This window comes from Microbacterium gubbeenense DSM 15944 (assembly GCF_000422745.1).
Taxonomy (GTDB): domain Bacteria; phylum Actinomycetota; class Actinomycetes; order Actinomycetales; family Microbacteriaceae; genus Microbacterium; species Microbacterium gubbeenense.
On record NZ_KE383914.1, the window covers coordinates 41,005 to 42,675 of the forward strand.

Consider the following 1,671-nt stretch of genomic DNA (forward strand, 5'->3'; position numbering starts at 1 on the left):
CACCTACAACGATGACGCCGCCGCGACGGTGAACGGCACCCCGGTCGACGGCCTGACCGTTGGCGACGGGCAGCTGTCCTGGAATGGTCCGCTCGGAATCGGCGACACCGTCACGGTCACGTATTCCGTGACCGTCGAAGGCGACGCGGGCGGAATGACGCTCGAGAACTCGGCGACGGGAACGGCCGTGCCCCCGGGCGGCGCGACGATCACTCCGCCGCCGGCCGAGACCGAGACGCCGGTGAACAAGCCGGGCTACGAGTTCTCGAAGTCGGTGGATCCGGCTAGCGGCACGGCCGCCGACCCGGGCAGCGTGCTCACCTACACGCTGACGGGTGAGAACACCGGTCAGACTGCTTTGGATCCGGTGGAGATCGCGGACGACCTGTCGGACGTGCTCGCGGGTGCCACCTACAACGATGACGCCGTGGCGATGATCGACGGCGAGGAGATCGCGGATCTCGCGCTCGACGGATCGCAGCTGAACTGGGCCGGCTCCCTCGGAATCGGCCAGACCGTGACGATCACGTATTCCGTCACCGTTCATGGCGACGCAGGCGGCGAGATCCTGTCGAACTCGGCGACGAGTTCGGCGACCCCTCCGGGCGGCAGCACGATCACGCCGCCTCCAGGTGAGACCGAGACGCCGGTGAATCTGCCGGGCTTCGAGCTGTCGAAGTCTGTGGATCCGGAGAGCGGCACGGCTGTGGACCCGGGAAGTGTTCTGACCTACACCCTAACGGGTGAGAACACCGGCCAGACGGTTCTGGATCCGGTCGAGATCGCGGACGACCTCACCGAGGTGCTGTCGGGTGCCTCGTTCAACGACGACGTCGAGGCCACCGTCAACGGCGAGCCCGTCGAGGGCATGGCCGTCGAGGACGGGCAGCTGACGTGGGCGGGTTCGCTCGCGGTGGGCGAGACGGTCTCCATCACCTACTCGGTGACGGTGGATCCCGAGGCCGGTGGCGCGACGCTGTCGAACTCGCTGACGGGAACGGCTGTGCCTCCGGGCGGCAGCACGATCACGCCTCCGCCGTCGAACGTGGACAACCCGGTGAACGAGCCCGGCTTCGAATTCTCGAAGTCTGTGGATCCGGCCAGCGGTACAGCCGTTGATCCGGGCAATGTGCTGACGTACACGCTCACGGGCGTGAACACGGGCGAGACGGCGCTGGACCCCGTAGAGATCGCGGACGACCTGTCGGCCGTGCTCAACGGTGCGTCGTACAACGCCGACGCGGTCGCGATGATCGGCGACGAGGAGGCCTCCGCCCCCGAGATTGACGGCGATGAGCTGTCCTGGTCCGGTCGTCTCGCGGTCGGCGAGACGGTGACGGTGACTTACTCGGTGACCGTCGACGGTGATGCGGGTGGTGAGACACTGGCGAACTCGGCGACCGGAACGGCGGTGCCTCCGGGTGGTGCGACGATCACGCCGCCTCCGGGTGAGACTGAGACGCCGGTGAATCTGCCGGGCTTCTCGCTGTGGAAGTCGGTGGATCCGGAGAGCGGCACGGCCGTGGATCCGGGCAGTGTGCTGACGTACACGCTGACGGGCGCCAACACGGGCGACACGGCGCTGGATCCGGTGGAGATCTCCGACGACTTGTCGGCCGTGCTCGACGGGGCTGCGTATAACGACGATGCGGCGGCGACCGTGAACGGCGA

General features: G+C 67.7%; 1 protein-coding gene. It reads left to right on the plus strand.

All coding sequences use genetic code 11. From position 1 onward, the window contains the following. Positions 1-1,671 (plus strand): DUF7927 domain-containing protein (locus G510_RS19150; RefSeq protein WP_211219212.1); only part of this gene is annotated, 1,671 nt, incomplete at both ends.